Source organism: Pseudomonas sp. GW823-FHT02F05 (genome assembly GCF_058797315.1).
Map to the genome: position 1 here is coordinate 133,100 of NZ_JBXAJM010000008.1, position 17,490 is coordinate 150,589.

The 17,490-nt window shown below is 61.5% G+C and carries 12 protein-coding genes and 2 pseudogenes; all 14 read right to left on the reverse strand.

Annotation, left to right across the window (positions count from 1 at the left end; translation table 11 throughout):
* Positions 1 to 68: 68 nt before the first annotated feature.
* A pseudogene (gene mdoH, locus AC1RAC_RS11890) lies at positions 69 to 2,647 on the reverse strand (glucans biosynthesis glucosyltransferase MdoH); the annotation flags it as partial.
* The gene (locus AC1RAC_RS11895; protein ID WP_034125862.1) at positions 2,640 to 4,376 is read right to left on the reverse strand and encodes a glucan biosynthesis protein G; all 1,737 of its coding nucleotides are present in this window, start codon (positions 4,374 to 4,376) and stop codon (positions 2,640 to 2,642) included. The pseudogene mdoH and the gene AC1RAC_RS11895, both read right to left, overlap by 8 nt.
* Before the next feature lie 267 nt (positions 4,377 to 4,643).
* Positions 4,644 to 5,081, reverse strand: coding sequence for a D-aminoacyl-tRNA deacylase (gene dtd, locus AC1RAC_RS11900; protein ID WP_034125553.1), 438 nt, complete (start codon positions 5,079 to 5,081; stop codon positions 4,644 to 4,646).
* Entirely contained in the window at positions 5,078 to 6,049 is a 972-nt protein-coding gene (pip, locus tag AC1RAC_RS11905; protein WP_034125552.1) for a prolyl aminopeptidase, read from the reverse strand. Before pip ends, dtd begins: the two co-directional genes overlap by 4 nt.
* A 103-nt stretch (positions 6,050 to 6,152) precedes the next feature.
* Positions 6,153 to 6,266: pseudogene (locus AC1RAC_RS11910) on the reverse strand (alpha/beta hydrolase); the annotation flags it as partial.
* Between the two features lie 144 nt (positions 6,267 to 6,410).
* Positions 6,411 to 7,211, reverse strand: a complete 801-nt coding sequence (hutG, locus tag AC1RAC_RS11915) for an N-formylglutamate deformylase (protein WP_072445801.1) — start codon at positions 7,209 to 7,211, stop codon at positions 6,411 to 6,413.
* A gap of 12 nt (positions 7,212 to 7,223) precedes the next feature.
* Complete coding sequence (gene hutI / locus AC1RAC_RS11920; protein ID WP_072445800.1) at positions 7,224 to 8,429, reverse strand: imidazolonepropionase; 1,206 nt, start codon at positions 8,427 to 8,429, stop codon at positions 7,224 to 7,226.
* 15 nt (positions 8,430 to 8,444) lie between these two features.
* Positions 8,445 to 9,854, reverse strand: coding sequence for an amino acid permease (locus AC1RAC_RS11925; protein ID WP_034125549.1), 1,410 nt, complete (start codon positions 9,852 to 9,854; stop codon positions 8,445 to 8,447).
* 164 nt (positions 9,855 to 10,018) lie between these two features.
* Positions 10,019 to 11,557, reverse strand: a complete 1,539-nt coding sequence (gene hutH / locus AC1RAC_RS11930) for a histidine ammonia-lyase (protein ID WP_492616608.1) — start codon at positions 11,555 to 11,557, stop codon at positions 10,019 to 10,021.
* Between the two features lie 26 nt (positions 11,558 to 11,583).
* Complete coding sequence (hutH, locus tag AC1RAC_RS11935) at positions 11,584 to 13,092, reverse strand: histidine ammonia-lyase (RefSeq protein WP_492616609.1); 1,509 nt, start codon at positions 13,090 to 13,092, stop codon at positions 11,584 to 11,586.
* Positions 13,093 to 13,240: 148 nt separating this feature from the next.
* On the reverse strand, positions 13,241 to 14,065 hold the full coding sequence (locus AC1RAC_RS11940) for a quaternary amine ABC transporter ATP-binding protein (protein WP_252949454.1): 825 nt from the start codon (positions 14,063 to 14,065) through the stop codon (positions 13,241 to 13,243).
* Positions 14,062 to 14,913: an ABC transporter permease gene (locus tag AC1RAC_RS11945; RefSeq protein WP_492616610.1), complete on the reverse strand. Its 852-nt coding sequence runs from the start codon at positions 14,911 to 14,913 to the stop codon at positions 14,062 to 14,064. Before AC1RAC_RS11945 ends, AC1RAC_RS11940 begins: the two co-directional genes overlap by 4 nt.
* A gap of 71 nt (positions 14,914 to 14,984) precedes the next feature.
* A complete protein-coding gene (locus tag AC1RAC_RS11950) occupies positions 14,985 to 15,950 on the reverse strand; it encodes an ABC transporter substrate-binding protein (RefSeq protein WP_492616611.1) in 966 nt (321 codons plus the stop codon).
* Positions 15,951 to 16,019: 69 nt separating this feature from the next.
* Positions 16,020 to 17,465 (reverse strand): purine-cytosine permease family protein, encoded by a 1,446-nt coding sequence (locus tag AC1RAC_RS11955; RefSeq protein WP_034125547.1) that lies wholly within the window; start codon positions 17,463 to 17,465, stop codon positions 16,020 to 16,022.
* Positions 17,466 to 17,490: the final 25 nt, after the last annotated feature.

Genomic DNA, 17,490 nt, shown 5'->3' on the forward strand with positions numbered 1-17,490 from the left:
AAAAAGGAAGAAGCGAAAAACGCTGTAGGACCAACGTTTGAAACACCCCCGAAGTGAGCCTTCGGGGGTGCCTGAATCAGGCCGGTTGGGCCTGGGACGACTGTGGTTGCAGGGGCAGCAACGGCGCGTGCGGATCGGCCTTGATCGAGGCACGCCAAGCGCCTAGCCACTCGACGTGGCCTTCGCTCCACACCTGCTCATGCAGGCGAGCCAGGGCCACCGGGTCGCTGAGCAAGGCCAGGCGTTCGCTGTTGTTGAGGCCGGCCGGGCCGACTTTCAACGCGTGGCGAACCCGTTCCATGCGCAGGTATTCGATGGGCTCGGCCTCACGGTGCCGCGAGGTCGCCAAGGCGCAGGCCAGGGCGTTCTGCTGCGGGTCTACCACCGAACGCACAAAACCGTCGTTGAGGGCGTGCCAACGGTTTTCGTGGGTGTACTTCTCGGTCGAGAGCAGGGCTTGCGGCGGGTTGTATTCCTCAGGGATCAGGAACAGGCTCTCGTCGCGGGACTTGAGGCCCAGCTTGACCCGGCTGGAAATCACCGACACCGGGATCGACAGCATCAGCGAACCGACGATCGGCACCAACCACCACAGGAAGCTCGGGTTCAGCCACACCACCAGCAGGGCCCACAGGAAGCCCAGCAGGGTTTGCGGACCATGACGCTTGACCGCTTCGCTCCATGGCGTGGAGTCATCGTCACGTTGCGGCGAGTTCCAGGTTGCGGCCCAACCGAGGAACGCGGCGAGGACGAAACGGGTGTGGAAGATCATCCGCACCGGCGCCAGCAGCATGGAGAACAACATCTCCAGCAGCATCGACAGGGTCACCTTGAACTTGCCACCGAACTCTTTGGCGCCCTTGGCCCAGATCAAGATGATGCTGAGCAGTTTAGGCAGGAACAACAGCACGATGGTGGTGGAGAACAGCGCCACCGCCTTGTCCGGATGCCATTGTGGCCATAGCGGGTACAACTGGCGCGGGGCCATGAAGTATTGCGGCTCCATCAGCGTGTTCACCGCCAGCAAGGCCGTGGACAGCACCAGGAAGAAGAACCACAACGGCGCCGACAGATAAGACATCACGCCGGTGAGGAACACCGCACGGTGCACCGGGTGCATGCCTTTGACCAGGAACAGGCGGAAGTTCATCAGGTTACCGTGGCACCAGCGACGGTCACGCTTGAGTTCGTCCAGCAGGTTCGGCGGCAGTTCTTCGTAGCTGCCCGGCAGGTCGTAGGCAATCCACACGCCCCAGCCGGCACGGCGCATCAGCGCGGCTTCAACGAAGTCGTGGGAGAGGATCGCACCGGCAAACGCGCCTTTACCGGGCAGCGGCGCCAGGGCGCAGTGCTCGATAAACGGCTTCATACGGATAATGGCGTTGTGGCCCCAGTAGTGGGATTCACCCAACTGCCAGAAGTGCAGGCCGGCGGTAAACAGCGGGCCGTACACGCGAGTGGCGAACTGCTGCATGCGCGCATACAGGGTGTCCATGCCCGACGCACGCGGCGCGGTCTGGATAATCCCGGCATCCGGCGTGGCTTCCATCAGGCGCACCAGGCTGGTCAGGCACTCGCCGCTCATCACGGAGTCAGCGTCGAGAACGACCATGTACTTGTAGTCACCGCCCCAACGACGGCAGAAGTCGTCGAGGTTGCCGCTCTTGCGCTTTACGCGACGGCGACGACGGCGATAGAAGATCTTGCCGAAACCACCCGCTTCGCGGCATACGTCGAGCCAGGCTTGCTGTTCGGCGATGCAGATGTCGGCGTCGTTACTGTCGCTGAGCACGAAGAAATCGAAGCGGTCCAGATCACCGGTTGCGGCCACCGATTCGAACGTCGCACGCAAACCGGCGAATACACGCGGCACGTCTTCGTTACAGATCGGCATCACCAGGGCGGTGCGCGCATCCTTTGGAATCGGCTCGTCACCGGCGCTTTTACCGGAGATACGGTATTTATCGTGACCGGTCAGCAGCTCCAGGAAGCCCATGAGCGCAGTCCAGAAACCGGCCGACACCCAGCAGAACAGAATCCCGAACATGATCAGGATGCTGGTTTGCAGCGCGTAAGGCAGTACTTGGGTAGCGGTTTGCAGCAGGGTCTGGTTGCGGATCTCGTCGAAGTCGACCAGCGACCAGCCTTGGTACGGCATGATGCCTTTCATGTACCAGCCGGCCACGATGGTCTGGCCCAGCATCAGCACCAACAGGATGTAACGACGGATCGAGCCCACGGTACGCCAGCGCGCAGCCGGCAGTACCCGCTCGTCTTTCGGTGGCTTGGGCGGGTTGGTGCGCCCGGTCATCCGGCGCCAACCGCGCACCAGGATGTTGGTGCGCCAAGGCTCGGGCACCACTTTGGTCCGACGGATCGGCGGCGTGGCCTTTAGGCACACACGACCGCTGGCATCGAGCGCCAGCATCTCGGCGTCTTGCAGCTCTTCGGCGCTGTTGAGGGTCAAGCGGCGGCCAACCGACGCTTGGGCAGCGTCGGTCGGTGCGTCGAAGGTCTTGGACGACAGACGTTCGTGCAGCTCGCTGAAGGACTTGCAGCCCGCCAGCTCGGCGCGCTGCTCAGCCGTCATGGGTAGATGCGCCAGATACTCGGACAGAGTCTCTGGCTTGACTTGAGAATTACTCATCGGCAGGCAACTGATAGCTCCAGGTTTCGGTCAGGACTTGCTCGGTCTTGATCGGCTCCGGCGTGGCTGGGGCAGCCTCAGGCTGTTTGGCTTCCTTGTCCTTGGCGTCTTTCTTGGCCTGTTTCTCATGCTGCTTGGCCAAGACTTTATCGGCCTTGAGCACATGGTTGGAAACCGACTCAGCCTCAGGCTGCACGATATCCTGCACCAGTGCCGCGCGCATTTCGGTCGGCTTGCTTGCGTCCTTGATCTTCATACGCAGGGTCAGGCGCCAGCCTTTGGTGTGTTCGTTGTAGCGCACGCTGTTTTCAACCAGTTCAGCGTTATCACCCACACTCACCTGGCTACGCACCGGGGCGTCCGGCAGCAGTTTCTTCAGGGACGGGCCCTCGAAGTCCACCAGGTAGGCCACGCTGCCATCCGGCTGACGGATCAGGTTCGATTGCTTCACATCACCCGTGGAGCGCAGGGTCTGCTTGACCCAGGCACTGTCCGGCGAATGGAAGGCCGCGTCGTCCAGTGTCCAGTGCAGGCGGTAGGCCACGTCCAGCGGCTTGCCGACTTCCGGCAGTTCGGCCGGGCTCCAGAACGCCACGATGTTGTCGTTGGTTTCATCGGCGGTCGGGATCTCGACCAGGTCGACAGAGCCTTTGCCCCAGTCACCTTCAGGCTCGATCCAGGCGCTTGGGCGCTTGTCGTAGTTGTCGTCCAGGTCTTCGTAGTGGCTGAAGTTGCGGCCACGTTGCAGCAGGCCGAACCCACGCGGGTTCTCGACGCTGAAGTTGCTGACCGACAGATGTTTAGGGTTGTTCAGCGGACGCCAGATCCACTCGCCATTGCCGGCGTGAATCGACAGGCCGCTGGAATCGTGGAGCTCGCGGCGGTAGTTGAGGACCTTGGACGGCTGGTTGGCGCCGAACAGGAACATCGAGGTCAACGGCGCAACGCCCAGCTTGCTGACCTTGTCACGCAGGAACATCTGGGATTTGACGTCCACTACGGTGTCGGTGCCAGGACGCAGGATCAGGCGATAAGCGCCAGTGGCGCGTGGCGAATCCAGCAGCGCGAAAATCACCAGGTGCTTGTCACCCGGCTTTGGACGCTCGATCCAGAACTCGGTGAAACGCGGGAATTCTTCGCCAGACGGCAACGCGGTGTCGATCGCCATGCCACGGGCAGACAAGCCGTACACCTGATCCTTGCCCACGACGCGGAAATAGCTGGCGCCGAGCATGGTCATGATTTCGTCTTGCTTGTCGGCCTTGTTGATCGGGAAAAGCACACGGAAACCGGCGTAACCCAGCTGTTCGGTGGCTTTAGGATCAAATTTCACGTCGCCGAAATCGAAACGCGTCGGGTCGTACTTGATTTCATGCACGCTGTCGGCGGTGACTTCGTTGATTTTCACCGGGGTGTCGAAATGCATCCCCTGGTGATAGAAGGACAGCTTGAACGGGGTGTTCTGATCGGCCCACTCGGCTTTTTCATTGCGGAAACGAATCTTCTGGTAGTCAGCGAATTTCATTTCGCGGAATTCGTTCGGCAAATTGCTGCGCGGAGCTTCGTATTTCTGCCCAGCCAGCTCTTTTGCCTTGGCCGACACATCATCCAGACTGAACGCCCACAGTTGACCCGCGCCGAACAGGCAAAACAGGGCAGAGCCCGTCACCAGTGCGTTTCGTAACCGTTTGGCAGACAATTTTGGTGCATTACAGGGACTAACAATCACGAGCAACCCTCGCCGAAAACAGATCAAAAAACCAACGGCCAGCTATCTATATGCCAGGTTGGCGAGCAATGTTCCGACTCCTCTGGGGCGAAATGATTCCCCATGCGGTTGTCGGACAAGGCTCTACCTAAGTCAAAAATGGACCAAACAACGCTGATCCCCGTAGCGCGCGATTATCTAGTAGCCCGCGAGACAACGCATCAGGGACAGTGAAGTATTTGTAGCGAAACCCTGCGTTTTTAGGCATTAACGTCGTTTTTCATACATTCATGTCTGTAAGAGGAAGGTCACAGGGCCATCATTGACCAAGTGCACCTGCATATCCGCGCCAAAACGCCCCGACGCCACCTTGCCATGCAATTGTTGCGCTTGTAACAACAAGTGCTCAAAAAGCGCCGCTCCCAGGGCCGGAGGAGCCGCTGTGGAGAAGCTGGGCCGTAGCCCGCTTTTGGTATCCGCCGCCAGGGTGAACTGCGACACCAGCAGCAAACCGCCGCCGATGTCCTTGAGGGACAGGTTCATCTTGCCCTCCTCGTCACTGAACACCCGATAGTTAAGCAGCTTGTGCAGCAGTTTGTCGGCGCTTTCGGGCGTATCTGAAGGCTCGACGGCCACCAGCACCAGCAAACCCTGGTCAATCGAGCCTATCACCTCCCCTGCGACCTCAACCCGGGCGCCACGCACCCGCTGCAACAAGCCCTTCATGCTTCTTCAGGCGGCAGGTCGAGCAGGCGCCGGGCCATTTCGCCGGTCGCACGCACCAGTGCGTCGGTGATGCCCGGCTCGGACGCCGCGTGCCCTGCTTCGCGGATCACCTGCAACTCGCTGTTGGGCCAGGCCTGATGCAGCTCCCAAGCGTTATCCAGCGTGCAGATCATATCGTAGCGGCCATGGATGATGACGCCAGGCAGATGGGCGATCTTGTGCATATCGCGAATCAGCTGGTTGGGTTCCAGGAAGGAGTTGTTGGTGAAGTAATGGCATTCGATACGTGCGATGGACAAGGCGCGCTGCGGCTCGGAAAACCGTTCCACATGCTGCGGGCTCGGGCACAGGCCCAACATACGGCCTTCCCAGCCCGACCAGGCTTTGGCCGCATGCATCTGGGCGATCTGGTCGTTGCCGGTCAGGCGCTTGTGGTAAGCGGCAATCATATCGTGGCGCTCTTCCACCGGGATGGGTGCCACATAGTCCTGCCAGTAGTCCGGGAACAGGCGGCTCGCGCCCTCCTGGTAGAACCAGCGAATATCCTGCGGGCGGGCGAGGAAGATGCCGCGCACGATCAGGCCATGCACGCGCTCGGGGTGGGTTTGCGCGTAGGCCAGGGCCAGGGTCGAACCCCAGGAACCGCCGAACAGCACCCATTTGTCGATGCCCAGGTGCTCGCGGATGCGCTCAAGGTCGGCGACCAGATCCCAGGTGGTGTTGTTCTCGAGACTGGCCCTTGGCGTAGAGCGGCCGCAGCCACGCTGGTCGAAGGTGACAATATGGTAGAGGTTCGGGTCGAAATAGCAGCGGCTCTGGGCGTCGCAACCGGAGCCGGGGCCTCCATGGATGAACACGACAGGCAAGCCTTCGGGGGAGCCACTTTCATCGACGTACAGGGTGTGGGTGTCATCGACAGCCAGATCGTGCCGGGCGTAGGGTTTGATCTGCGGGTACCAAGTCTGCATTGCGTGCTCCGTAGGGTGTCGGGTTCATCCCTGGGGGGACGTCTATTATTTTGCCGTCTGGCATCATAAACCCGAATTGTGCAATGAGCATGTCCTTGAGCACTTAGACCTGTGTCAGCAGTTCGCGCCTCAGGTAACCAAGCAGATAGTCATACAGCCGATCCACCTCCGGCACCTGGCCGCGTGCCCGCAAACAACCGTGGGCCAGCCCTTTGCCGGGATGGCGGTGTGTCAGTTGATAAAAGTGTTGCTGAACCCCCGTTGTCGCAGGCAAGCCAGCTCCCACATTTCGAGCGCATTCTCATGATAGAGCGCGGTCAAGCGGGCTTGCTCGCGAAAGCTATTGCAGCAGCACCAACAATTACCGGTAGTGCTTCTGCCCCCAAGCCAACAGCCCTTCCAGCAACTGCCTCAACACCACCTGCGTCGGCTCGGCCAAATCATGGCGATAACGGAACGGCTCGAACTCCTCCATATAGGTGCTCTGGCACAACTCCAGCTGCACCGCATGAATATCCTGCGCCGGGTTGCCGTAGTGACGGGTGATATGGCCGCCCTTGAAGCGCCCGTTCAGCACATGGGTATATTGCGGATGCTGAGCGCAGATGGCTTCCAGCTGGCTGGCCAGCTGCGGGTCGCACGCAGCGCCGTTGAAGGTACCCAAATTGAAGTCCGGCAATTTGCCGTCAAACAGGTGCGGGATCACCGAGCGGATCGAGTGCGCGTCGAACAGCAGCGCGTAGCCGAACTCGGCCTTGAGGCGTGCCAGTTCTTCCTGCAGTTGACGGTGGTACGGACCCCAGATTTTTTGCAGGTAACTGGCCCGCTCCTCCTCGGAGGGCGTTTGCCCTTCACGGAACAACGGCACGCCATCGAACAGCGTCTCTGGGTACAGGCCGGTAGTAGCACCGGCATACAGCGGCGCGTTGTCGGAGGGCCGGTTGAGGTCGATGACAAACCGCGAGTACTCCGCCGCCAGGGTGCTGGCGCCCAGCTCTTCGGCAAAGTCATACAACAGCGGAATATGCCAATCGGTATCCGGCAGGCTTTGCGCCTCGGTTATCAACCCGGCCTCCACCGCAGGGGTGAGCCGCAGGCCGGCGTGGGGCATGCTGATCAGCAGCGGCACGCGGCCTTGTTTGAATGTCAGAACCTTATCCACAACTGCATCCTCTCAAACAGTGACGTCGACGCCGTGGCGCACGACGCGTTTATCCAGTTCGCCACCCAGCCAGTAGGCCAGGTCGGCGGGGCGATCGATCTGCCAGGCGACAAAATCCGCGACCTTGCCCACTTCCAGGGAACCATGGGTATCGCCCAGGCCCAACGCGGTGGCCGCGTGTTGCGTGGCGCCGGCCAGGGCTTCTTCCGGGGTCATGCGGAACAGGGTGCAGGCCATGTTCAGCATCAGCCGCACCGACAGCGCCGGTGAAGTGCCGGGGTTGAGGTCGCTGGCGATGGCGATCTTCACGCCGTGTTTGCGCAGGGCATCCATGGGCGGCAACTGGGTTTCACGCAGGAAGTAGAACGCGCCCGGCAATAGCACGGCGACGGTACCGGCCGCAGCCATGGCGATGGCGTCTTCTTCAGTCATGAATTCCAGGTGGTCGGCCGACAACGCGTGGTAGCGCGCCGCCAGGCTTGAGCCATGCAACGACGAGAGTTGCTCGGCGTGCAGCTTCACCGGCAAGCCAAGTTGCTGGGCGACCTTGAATACCCGCTCAACCTGCTCGGGGGAAAATGCCAGGTATTCACAGAAGGCATCGACCGCATCCACCAACCCCTCAGCGGCCAGGGCCGGCAGCATCTGGCTGCAGATGTGCTCGATGTAATCGTCGGCGCGGTCCTTGTACTCCGGCGGTAACGCGTGGGCGGCCAGGCAGGTGGCGCGCACGCTGACCGGCAGCGCTTCACCCAGGCGCCGGACCACGCGCAACATCTTGCGTTCGTTGGCCAGGTCCAGGCCGTAGCCGGACTTGATTTCCACCGTGGTCACGCCGTCACGCAGCAAACTGCGCAGGCGCTTTTCAGCGCACAAGAACAGCTCATCTTCGCTCGCCGCACGGGTTGCGCGCACAGTGCTGGCAATGCCGCCGCCCTTGGCCGCGATCTCGGCGTAGCTGACACCTTCGAGGCGCTGCTCGAATTCGCCGCTGCGATTGCCACCGAACACCGTATGGGTGTGGCAATCGATCAGCCCGGGAGTGACCCACGCGCCTTGCAGGTCATGCACCTGGGCGTAATCCGCGGTTGGCGCCTGGCTGCGGGGGCCGACCCACTCGATGAGCGAGCCGGCAGTCACCATGGCGGCATCCTCGATGATCGAGTATTTGCCGTTGGCCATGGTTGCGACGTGGCAGTGTTGCCAAAGCGTTTTCATCAACGCCTCCCTAAGTTATCGATGAGACAAAACCGGGTCGTAATCGACCTTGGCCGTTTGCCCGGCGGCAGGCTTGACCCACAGCCAGTAGGCGATGATCAGCAGCACGATCCACACGGCGCCTACCATCAACGCCGCCTGGGTATCCGGGAAGTAACCGAGTACACCAAACACAAACAGCATGAACACAATGGCCGCCGCCGGCGCATAAGGCCAGAACGGTACCGGGAATTTCAGTTCGGCGATCTGCGCCTTGGTCATCGAGCGGCGCATGGCGACCTGGGTAAACAGGATCATCAGCCATACCCACACGGTGGCGAAGGTGGCAATCGAGGCGATCAGCAGGAACACGTTTTCCGGGATCAGGTAGTTGAGTACCACACCGCCGAGCAAGGCGGCGCCCATGACCACCACGGTCATCCATGGCACGCCTTGTTTGGACAATTGCGCGAAGCCCTTGGGCGCCTGCCCTTGTTGAGCCAGGCCGTACATCATGCGCCCGGCGCCGAAAATGTCGCTGTTGATCGCCGACACCGCCGCCGAGATCACCACGATGTTGAGGATGGTCGCCGCCGAGCCAATCCCCAGGTTGCTGAAGATCTGCACGAACGGGCTGCCCTGGCTGCCGATCTGCGGCCACGGGTAGATGGCCATCAACACGAACAGGGTGAGCACGTAGAACAGCAGGATACGCAGCGGCACAGCGTTGATCGCCTTGGGGATCACCCGCTGTGGGTCCTTGGCTTCACCGGCGGTGATGCCGATGATTTCGATGCCACCAAAGGCAAACATCACCACCGCAAACGAGGCGATCAGCCCACCGATGCCGTTGGGCATGAAGCCGCCGTGGGCCCACAGATTGCTCAAGCCACTGGCCTGGGTTTCGCCTGCCGAGTGAATACCAAACAGCATGATGCCAAAACCGCCGAGGATCATCGCCACAATGGCACCGACCTTGAGCAACGACAGCCAGAACTCCATCTCGCCAAAGACTTTGACGTTGCACAGGTTCAGGCCGCCGATCAGGAATACGATGCCCAGCACCCAGACCCAACGGGCCACTTCGGGAAACCAGAAGCCCATGTAGATGCCGAACGCGGTGACGTCGGCGAGGCAGACGATGATCATTTCAAAGGCGTAGGTCCAGCCGAGGATAAACCCGGCCATGGGCCCCAGGTAGGTGCTGGCGTAGTGGCCGAAGGAGCCAGACACCGGGTTGTGCACGGCCATCTCACCGAGGGCGCGCATCACCATGAATACAGCAGCGCCGCCGATCAGGTAGGCCAGCAGCACGGCAGGACCGGCCATTTGGATGGCGGAGGCAGAGCCATAGAACAGCCCGGTGCCGATCGCGGAACCGAGGGCCATGAAGCGAATATGTCGGGCGTTGAGCCCGCGTTTCAAACCTTTTTCTGGCTGGTGCATTTCTCGTCCCTAATTATTCTTATGAGGAGAAGATCGTTCCCACGCTCGGCGTGGGAACTCCGACCTGGACGCTCCGCGTCCGCTTTTAGAGCGGTGACGCAGAGCGTCACAGGATGCATTCCCACGCGGAGCGTGGGAATGATCAGGCACAGACCGAGTCCCGGTCAGAGGCTTGGCAGCAACTTGGCCGGCACCAGCTCATTCAGGCAGCGGCTGGCGAGCAGTTCGCTGGCGGCGTTGATGTCCGGGGCGAAGAAGCGGTCCTTGTCATAGAACGCCACCTTGTCGCGCAGGATGCCACGGGCTTTTTCCAGCTTGGGCGAGGTCTTCAGGCCGTCGCGCAGGTCCAGGCCCTGGCACGCCGCGAGCCATTCCACCGCGAGGATGCCCCGGGTGTTCTCGGCCATTTCCCACAAACGCTTGCCCGCAGCCGGGGCCATGGACACGTGGTCTTCCTGGTTGGCCGAAGTCGGCAAGCTGTCGACGCTATGGGGATGGGCCAGCGCCTTGTTCTCGCTGGCGAGCGCGGCGGCGGTCACCTGGGCGATCATGAAGCCGGAGTTCACCCCGCCATTGCCCACCAGAAACGGCGGCAGTTGCGACATGTGCTTGTCCATCATCAACGAGATCCGGCGCTCGCTCAGGGAGCCGATTTCGGCAATGGCCAGCGCCATGTTATCGGCGGCCATGGCTACGGGTTCGGCGTGGAAGTTGCCACCGGAAATCACATCGCCTTCGGCGGCAAAGACCAACGGGTTATCCGACACTGCGTTGGTTTCTACCACCAGCACCTCGGCGGCCTGGCGCAATTGAGTCAGGCACGCGCCCATGACCTGTGGCTGGCAACGCAGGGAATACGGGTCTTGAACCTTGTCGCAGTTCTGGTGCGATTGGGACACCTGGCTGCTCTCACCGAGCAGGTCACGATAGGCCGCTGCCGAGTCGATCTGGCCACGCTGGCCACGCGCCGCATGAATACGCGCATCGAACGGCGAACGCGAACCCAGTACCGCTTCCACAGTGAGGCCGCCGCAAGCGAGGGCAGCGGCGAACAGGTCTTCGCCTTCGAACAGGCCACGCAGGGCATAGGCCGTGGACACCTGGGTGCCGTTGAGCAGCGCCAGGCCTTCTTTGGCGGCCAGGGTCAGCGGCGTGAGGCCGGCGATTTTCAGTGCCTCGGTGGCTTCCAGCCATTCGCCCTTGTAACGCGCCTTGCCTTCGCCAAGCAGTACCAGGGACATGTGCGCCAGCGGCGCCAGGTCACCGGAAGCACCCACTGACCCCTTGAGCGGAATGTGCGGGTACACCTCGGCGTTGATCAGCGCGATCAGCGCGTCGATCACCTGGCGACGAATCCCGGAGAAGCCACGGCTCAGGCTGTTGACCTTGAGCACCATGACCAGTCGCACCAGTGCATCGCTGATCGGCTCACCGACGCCGGCGGCGTGGGACAGCACCAGGGAACGCTGGAGGTTTTCCAGGTCTTCGCTGGCGATGCGGGTCGATGCCAACAGGCCAAAACCGGTGTTGATGCCGTAGGCGGTGCGGTTCTCGGCGAGAATCTGCTCCACGCAGGCAACGCTGGCTTCGATCTGGGCCGAGGCGCTGTCATCCAGGCTGAGGGTTACTGGCTGCTGGTAGATGGCACGCAGTTGGGCGAGGCTCAGTTGGCCTGGAATCAGGTTTAGCGCAGTCACATTCATACTCCTTGTGAATTGTTCTTAGGTGTTCAGTGCAAATTCGGTAAAGCAGTGTCTTTAAGCAATAGGGCAGCGGCGGCAATATCCGGCGCCAGCCAGCGGTCCTGTTCATACGCAGGGACCACTTCGCGCAGCAAACGCCAGGCGCGGTCGGTACCGGCGCCGAAGCGCTGGTCCTTGAGAAACTCGAAAGCCTGGGCCGCCAGCAGGTACTCGATGGCAAGAATCTGGGTGACGTTGGCCAGCACCTGGTGCAACTTGAGCGCGGCGTTGGTGCCCATGCTCAAGTGGTCTTCCTGCAGGCCCGAGGTGACGAAGTTGTCGAGCACCGCCGGTTGCGCCAGCTGACGGTTTTGCCCGCACAGGGACGCGGCGACGTACTGCACGATCATCATTCCGGAGTTGACGCCCGGGTTGCTCACCAGGAAGGCTGGCAGGCCGCTGACATGCGGGTTGACCAGGCGATCCAGGCGACGCTCGGCCACCGAACCGATCTCGGCCATGGCGATGGCGAGCATGTCGGCCGCCAACGCGACGGACTGCCCGTGAGGGTTGGCCTGGGACACCACGCGGTAATTATCCGGCGTGCCCAGCACCAGCGGGTTGTCGGTGGCGCTGTTGAGTTCGGTCTCGATCTGGCGCGTGGCGTGTTCTACCTGGTCGCGGGCCGCGCCGTGAATCTGCGGAATCGAGCGAATGCTCAAGGCGTCCTGGGTGCGAATACCTTTGCTGCTGGCAATCACCTCACTGCCGTCGATCAGGGCACGCAGGTTGATACCTACGTGCTGCATGCCCGGGTGCGGCTTGAGGGCGATGATGGCTTCGTCAAAGGCGTCAATCTGGCCGCGCTGGGCTTCGAAGCTCATGGCACCGATCACGTCGGCCCACTGCAGCAAGTGATGCGCGTCGGCCAGGGCCAGGCAGCTCAGGCCGGTCATGCACGGCGTGCCATTGACCAGGCACAGGCCGTCTTTGGCGCCGAGCACCACCGGCTGCAATCCTTCAGCCTGCAACGCGTGTTGCGCCGTGACGATCTGGCCGCGATAACTCACATTACCAACGCCCAGCAGGGCCACGCCGATATGGGCCATGTGGGTCAGATACCCCACCGAGCCTTGGGACGGTACTTGCGGGGTGATGCCGTGGTTGAGCAGCGCCAGCAGCGCGTGCACCACCTGCGGATGCAGGCCGGATTTGCCGTGGCTGTAGTTGATGATCGCCGCGCAGATGATCGCACGGGTTTGCTCATCGCTGAGCACCGGGCCGACGCCGCAGGCGTGGCTCAACAGCGTATTGCGCGACAGTTGGCTCAGTTGCTCGGTCTTGAGCGAGACGTTGCACAACGCGCCCAGGCCGGTGTTGACACCATAGGCACGCTCGCCGCTGGCGACGATGCGCTGCACGATGGCCTGGGCATTGTCGATACGCGCCCAGGCGTGGCCCGACAGTTCGAGCATGGCGCCGTGGCGGGCGACGGCGGTGACGTCCTGCCAGCGCATGGGGGTGTCGGCGATGATGATTTTGGTTGCCTGGGACATCTTCATACCTTCTTCAATTCTTAGGCAGCATTGATCGTTCCCACGCTCTGCGTGGGTACGCCGCCTGGGACGCTCTGCGTCCCCCCAAGTGACGCGGAGCGTCACGAAATGCGTTCCCACGCGGAGCGTGAGAACGTTCAAGCCCGGATCAGACCACCGCCGCCCGCCGCTGAACAAAGCGGTCCACATACTCATCCGCCGGCGAGTGCAGAATCTCTCGCGGCGTGCCGACCTGGATCAGCTTGCCGTCCTTGAGGATCGCAATGCGGTTGCCGATGCGCACGGCCTCGTCGAGATCGTGGGTGATGAACACGATGGTCTTGTGCAGGGTCTTTTGCAGTTCGAGCAATTGGTCCTGCATCTCGGCGCGGATCAACGGGTCGAGGGCGCTGAAGGCTTCGTCCATCAGGATGATGTCGGTGTCGGCCGCCAAGGCGCGGGCCAGGCCCACGCGCTGGCGCATGCCACCGGACAGCTGGTGCGGGTATTTGTTTTCGTAGCCTTTGAGGCCCACGGTTTCGATCCAGTGCAACGCACGTTCGGCGCAGACCTGCTTGGTTTCGCCACGCACTTTCAGGCCGTAGGCAACGTTGTCGAGCACGCTCTTGTGCGGCAGCAGGCCGAAGCTCTGGAACACCATGCTGATCTTGTGCCGACGGAATTGGCGCAGGGCTTCCATGTCCAGTTGCAGGATGTCTTCGCCATCCACCAGGATCGCGCCGCTGGTGGGGTCGATCAGGCGGTTGAAGTGGCGTACCAGGGTGGATTTGCCCGAACCCGACAAGCCCATGATCACAAAGATCTCACCGGTGCCGATGCTCAGGGACAAGTCATTGACGCCGACCACGCAACCGGTCTCGGCCAGTACGTGGTCTTTGGTCTTGCCCTGGCCGACCATGGCCAGCGCATCCTTGGCGCGTGCGCCGAAAATCTTGAAGACGTTTTTGACTTCGATTTTGCTGACAGTCGTCATTTGCTCGCCTCATGCCGTGGGCGGCCATAAGCCTGGGTAATGCGGTCGATGACCACTGCAAGAATCACGATCGCCAGCCCGGCTTCAAGGCCGCGGCCGACGTTGAGGGTCTGGATGCCGACGAGTACGTCTTCACCCAAGCCACGGGCACCGATCATCGAGGCGATCACCACCATCGACAGCGCCATCATGGTGGTCTGGTTGATCCCGGCCATGATGCTTGGCAGCGCCAGCGGCAATTGCACGCCGAACAGTTGCTGCCAGCGGTTGGCGCCGAAGGCGTTGATGGCTTCCATGACCTCGCCATCGACCTGGCGAATACCCAGGTCTGTCAGGCGAATCAGCGGCGGCGCGGCGTAGATCACCGTAGCGAAAATCGCCGGGACCTTGCCCAGGCCGAACAGCATCAGCACCGGGATCAGGTACACGAAGCTGGGCATGGTTTGCATGATGTCCAGCAGCGGCATCAGCACCGAACGCAGGCGATTACTGCGCGCCGACAAGATACCCAGGGGGATGCCGATCAACACCGAAATCACCGTGGCCACCATCATCAATGCCAGGGTTTGCATCAGCTTGTCCCACAGGCCAACGGCGCCCACCAGGAACAGCAAACCGACGATCACCGCCGTGGTCACCACCTTGCGTGTGGCGTGCCAGGCGATGCCCCCGACGATGGCCAGCATCAGCCACCAGGGCGCTGCGCGCAGCAGGCCTTCCAGGTTGACGATGGTCCACAGCAGCGTATCGGAGATGTGCCGGAACACATCGCCGTAGTTGGTGACCAGTGCGTCCACCCAACCGTTGACCCAGTCGGCGATGGAAAAGGTAAAGCTCTCAGGAAACATATCGTGCTCTCGATCCAGTGGGTTGTGGCCAGCCGCCCGGCCACCCTTGAGGGTAGCCGTGCACACTTGACCTACAAGGCCGCGTCGATTTTCTTGGCTGCGTCTTCGCTCACCCAGGCGTGCCAGACTTCAGGATGTTCCTTGAGGAATATTTTCGCCAGTTTCGGCGACTCGATCCGCTCCTTGGCCATGCGGCCCAGGTTCTGGTTCAGCAGGTCGATGGGCAGGTTGACCTTTTCCAGCACGGCCACCAGCTCCGGGGCTTGTTCGTGGAAAGTCTTGGAGAGGCCGACCTTGATGCTCACGGTTTTGTCCACGCCGGGCTTCTCTTCCAACTTGACCAGGTCGACCTGGCCCATCAGCGGTGTGGGTGACCAGTAGTAGAACAGGATCGGCTCGCCGCGCTTGTAGCTCGACAGCACCGCCGCATCCAGCGCCGGGCCGGTGCCCGGGCGGAAGTTGGTGTAGGTGCTTTCCAGGCCGTAGCTCTTGAGCATTTCGCTGTTGTCCAGCTCGCAGGTCCAGCCGGCCGGGCAGTTGTAGAAGCGGCCTTTGGACGGCTCTTCCTGGTCCTTGAACACCGAGGCGTACTTGCCCAGGTCGGCGATGTTTTTCAGGTCCGGCGCCTTGGCTTCCAGCTTGCGCTTGGCGTCGCCTTCGATCACATAGCGCGGCACGTACCAGCCTTCGACCGCGCCCACCACCGGGGCACCGACGCCCACAACTTTGCCGGCCTTCTCGGCTTTGTTCCAGACCTCGCTGCGGCCTACCCACTCCTCGGCGAACACTTGGATGTCGTTGCTGCCCAGGGCGTTTTCCATGGTGATGGAATTGCCCGGCAAGCTGTCGGTTTTGCAGTCGTAGCCTTTTTCCAGCACGGTTTGCAGGATGTCGGTGAGCAACATGCCGCTTTCCCAATTCAGGCCGGCGAATTTCACCGGTTTACCCGACTCGCACCAACCGGCCGCCTGGGCGCCGGCACTTGCCAGCAAGCCAGCCGCGAACAAAGTAGCCAGCAAGGTCTTATTCATAGTCATTGTTGTGACGCTCCCAATCTTGAAATGGATTACGGCAGTCAGTAGGCGTCCTGCCCTGTCCACGTCCCATCAGGCTTGTGCAGCCAGCTCGTTTGTTATGGGTGAAGCGCCCTGCTCTTTTGGCAGGATCAGGTGATCGGGTACCGTGCCGTGCCATTTTTTCGCACACACGTAATACAGGGCCGCCGGCAGTACCAGGCCGATGATCCAGGAGATATCCACATCACCCAGCGCGGCCACCAGGGGACCGGTGTAGAACTTGGTGGAGATGAACGGCAACTGCACCAGTACGCCGAACACATAGACGCTGATGCCCAGCAGGTTCCAGCGGCCGTAGCGACCGTTCGGGTCGGCCAGCGCCGGCACGTCATAACGCTCGCGGGTGATGCAGTAGTAATCCACCAGGTTGATCGCGCTCCAGGGCGTAAAGAACGCCAACAGGAACAGGATGAACGACTTGAATGCACCGAGGAACGAATGTTGGCCGAGCAACGCGATCAGCGTGGCCGTGCCGACGATCATCAACACGAACACCAGACGCTGCAGACGCGTGACCTCCAGACGCCCACGAAAGCCGCTGATGATAGTGGCGATGCACATGAAGCTGCCGTAGGAATTGAGCGTCGAGATGGTGACCTTGCCGAACGCGATGCTGAAATACAGCAACGCAGCGGTGGCCCCCGTGCCGCTCAAGCCAACGATGTACGCCACCTCGTGACCGGCAAACTGCCCGTTGGACATGGCCGCGGCAAACACGCCGAGGACCATCGCCACTTGGGCCCCGATGACTGAGCCTGCGCCAGCAGCGAGAAAGGTTTTAACCGATGACGTGTGGCTCGGCAGGTAACGCGAGTAATCCGCCACGTAAGGGCCGAACGCAATCTGCCAAGAGGCCGCCAGCGACACGGCCAGCAGGAAACTGCTCCAGCTGAAGTGGCGGATCTGCAGGAGCGCGCCAACGTCGGTCTGGCTCATCAGGCGGCTGAACAGGTACACAAAGGCAACCACGCCAATCAGGCTGGCAACCCGGCCGATGAAGTGGATCACTCGGTAACCCAGCACCGTGACCAGCACGATGACACTGGCGAAGATCAGGATGCCGACGCTGTCGCTGACCCCGAACAACTGGCCCAGCGCCTGGCCCGACAACACGGTACCGGTGGCGGTGAAACCCAAGTACATCAAGCACACCAGCACAATCGGAATGGCCGCCCCATACACGCCGAACTGCACCCGGCTGGAAATCATCTGCGGCAGGCCAAGCTTGGGCCCTTGCGCCGCATGCAGCGCCATGACGCCACCGCCGATCAATTGACCGATGAGCAAGCCGATCAACGACCAGAACACATCACCGCCCAGCACCACGGCCAACGCCCCGGTAACAATCGCAGTGATCTGCAGGTTGGCACCCATCCACAGGGTGAATTGACTGAATAGACGACCATGTCTTTCCGCTTCCGGGATGTAGTCGATCGAACGTTTCTCGATCAACGGGGTGGTGTCGTTTGCAGCCATGTTGTTCAACCTCTGATGGATTGTT

Coding starts and splice junctions, on each gene's coding strand:
- dtd (WP_034125553.1), bottom strand. CDS start 5,081: ATGAAGGGCTTGTTGCAGCGGGTGCGTGGCGCCCGGGTTGAGGTCGCA.
- pip (WP_034125552.1), bottom strand. CDS start 6,049: ATGCAGACTTGGTACCCGCAGATCAAACCCTACGCCCGGCACGATCTG.
- hutI (WP_072445800.1), bottom strand. CDS start 8,429: ATGAAAACGCTTTGGCAACACTGCCACGTCGCAACCATGGCCAACGGC.
- AC1RAC_RS11925 (WP_034125549.1), bottom strand. CDS start 9,854: ATGCACCAGCCAGAAAAAGGTTTGAAACGCGGGCTCAACGCCCGACAT.
- hutH (WP_492616608.1), bottom strand. CDS start 11,557: ATGAATGTGACTGCGCTAAACCTGATTCCAGGCCAACTGAGCCTCGCC.
- hutH (WP_492616609.1), bottom strand. CDS start 13,092: ATGTCCCAGGCAACCAAAATCATCATCGCCGACACCCCCATGCGCTGG.
- AC1RAC_RS11940 (WP_252949454.1), bottom strand. CDS start 14,065: ATGACGACTGTCAGCAAAATCGAAGTCAAAAACGTCTTCAAGATTTTC.
- AC1RAC_RS11945 (WP_492616610.1), bottom strand. CDS start 14,913: ATGTTTCCTGAGAGCTTTACCTTTTCCATCGCCGACTGGGTCAACGGT.
- AC1RAC_RS11950 (WP_492616611.1), bottom strand. CDS start 15,950: ATGACTATGAATAAGACCTTGCTGGCTACTTTGTTCGCGGCTGGCTTG.
- AC1RAC_RS11955 (WP_034125547.1), bottom strand. CDS start 17,465: ATGGCTGCAAACGACACCACCCCGTTGATCGAGAAACGTTCGATCGAC.